The organism is Streptomyces sp. NRRL WC-3549 (assembly GCF_000721935.1).
Taxonomy (GTDB): domain Bacteria; phylum Actinomycetota; class Actinomycetes; order Streptomycetales; family Streptomycetaceae; genus Streptomyces.
In genome coordinates, this window is sequence record NZ_KL585394.1 from 207,129 (window position 1) to 209,105 (window position 1,977).

Genomic DNA, 1,977 nt, shown 5'->3' on the forward strand with positions numbered 1-1,977 from the left:
TCGCTCTTGCCGTCGTCGTCCGTGAAGCCGACGGTCGCACCGTCCATGTGGGTCTCCTTGTACTTCTCGGAGATCACCATCTGGCCGTTGTACGTGGGGTTGTCGGGGGAACCGGCGGAGATCGGGATGGTCTTGATCGTCTTGCCGTCCCGGGTGACGGTCATGGTGTGCGACTTGACGTCCACCGTCGAGACCTGGTTGCGGCCGACCTTGAAGGTGACCGTCTTCTGCTGCACGCCCACGACGCCGTCGGCGCCCTCGACGCCGTCCAGCTCCAGCTTCAGGGTGACGGTGGAGCCGGACTGCCAGTAGTCCTCGGGGCGCAGGTCGAGGCGCTGGTTGTTGAACCAGTGGCCGACGACCTCCTGGCCGCTGCTCGACGTGACCTTGATGCCGTCCTGGACGGCCTTCTGGTTGGTGATCGCCTTGTTGAAGTTGATCGAGACGGGCATGCCGACGCCGACCGTGGAGCCGTCCTCGGGGGTGAAGTTCCCGATGAAGCTGTTCTCCGGCGAGACGGTGGTGAAGGAGCTGTTGGCGTGCGCCTGACGGCCCTCGGAGTCGGCCGCCGTGGCACTGATCTTGTACGTGGTCGAGCGCTCCAGCTGGCCGTTCGGCTTCCACTTGGAGCCGTCGGCCGCGAGCGTGCCCTCGACGGCCTCGCCCTCCGCCGTGGTCATCGTGACCTCGGTCAGCTTGCCCTTGGCGACGGTGACCATGGCCGCGTTGTTGATGCTCGCGTTGATCGCGCCGTTCTTGGGCGCGATCGTTATCTGGGCCTCGGACGCGGCTTTGGCCGCCGCCTCGTCCACCTGCGCCTGCGACGTCTTCGAGCTGTCGGCGCCCCCGCCCGATCCACCGTCGTCGCTGCAGGCGGAAAGCACCAGCACGCCGCCGAGCAGTGCGGACGCGGCCATGAGGCCCCGGCGCCGCTTGCTGTCCGTCATCACACGCTTCTCCATCGTTGCCGATTCCCCGAAATCCCCGGACGGGGCGGCAGTGCCGCTCTCCCCGTCAATGTTCTAGAACACCCTGAACGGGTCGTCCGTTCCACATCCCGCGAGGATGTGGGAAACACCACTCATCGACGCGCTGCCGACCTCGGCGGTTCCCGTCGGGTGTCAGCGTCCCGTCACGTCGACGGCTTCCTCGTCGTCCGTCTCATTCTCCTCGGTCCCGTCGTAGGCGTCGTCCTCGTCGTCCTCGACGGCCCACTCCCCGGTGTCGGGGTCGTGCTCGACCGGCTCGCTGTCCCAGGACGCCTGGACGAGTTCGACGCCGGGGACCTCGCCGACCAGGTCGAACGGGTCGATGAGCGCGGCGACCGCCTCAGCTGCGTCTTCCCTGACCGCCTCCTCGGCATGCGTGTCGTTCCCGGCGGCATCCTCCGGGGCGAGGTGTTCGGCGGTGAGGGCTTCGAGTGCGGCACCGGTCAGGGCGTCGGTGTCGGTGATCTCCAGCATCAGGTCGACGCGGAGCCGGACGAATCGGGTGGTCTGCGGGGTACTCATGTGCCGGAGCGTACGGCCTCGGGGACCCGCGACTTCCCCCCGGCCCGCCACGTTGCTTAGCATCGGCCCACGGGGGTCAACTGACGCTTGTCGCAAGGGGATCGATTCTGTGTCCATCGCTCGTCGCACGCTGCTGACCACCACAGTCGCAGGCACGCTGCTCTGTGCTCTCTGGTTCGTCCCGTCCGCCGACGCGACCGCCGGGACGGCCACCCAGGCCGCTGCCGCCGGCTCCTTCGAGCAGGCCGGACAGCCGTCCGGCCGGGAGAGCGGGCGGGCGGGCGGTCAGGAGACGCTCGCCGACACCGGTACCGGCGTCGACACCACTCCGTATCTGGTCGGCGGCACGCTCTCCCTCTGCGTCGGCGCGGGATTCGTCGCGTACTCGATGCGCCGGGGCGGCGCCCTGCCCGCCGGTATCTGACGGACGAAGGGCCGCCGCACCCGGGGCGCGGCGGCCCGCCGC

At 69.0% G+C, this 1,977-nt stretch carries 3 protein-coding genes; 1 reads left to right on the forward strand and 2 read right to left on the reverse strand.

The genetic code is table 11. The annotated features are described in order from the left end of the window. Positions 1–962: L,D-transpeptidase family protein (locus IH13_RS0111670; RefSeq protein WP_031083573.1), on the reverse strand; the 962-nt coding region annotated here is incomplete at its 3' end. A 159-nt stretch (positions 963–1,121) separates the two neighbouring features. Further along, positions 1,122–1,511 carry a hypothetical protein gene (locus tag IH13_RS0111675; RefSeq protein ID WP_031083575.1) on the reverse strand — a complete coding sequence of 130 codons (390 nt, stop codon included), beginning with the start codon at positions 1,509–1,511 and terminating at the stop codon, positions 1,122–1,124. Positions 1,512–1,620: 109 nt separating this feature from the next. Here IH13_RS0111675 and IH13_RS0111680 point away from each other — a divergent pair, with 109 nt between their 5' ends. Further along, complete coding sequence (locus IH13_RS0111680) at positions 1,621–1,935, forward strand: hypothetical protein (protein ID WP_031083577.1); 315 nt, start codon at positions 1,621–1,623, stop codon at positions 1,933–1,935. Positions 1,936–1,977: the final 42 nt, after the last annotated feature.

Excerpts from the sequence above, each read along its gene's own strand:
- IH13_RS0111675 (WP_031083575.1), bottom strand. The coding sequence starts at position 1,511 with ATGAGTACCCCGCAGACCACCCGATTCGTCCGGCTCCGCGTCGACCTG.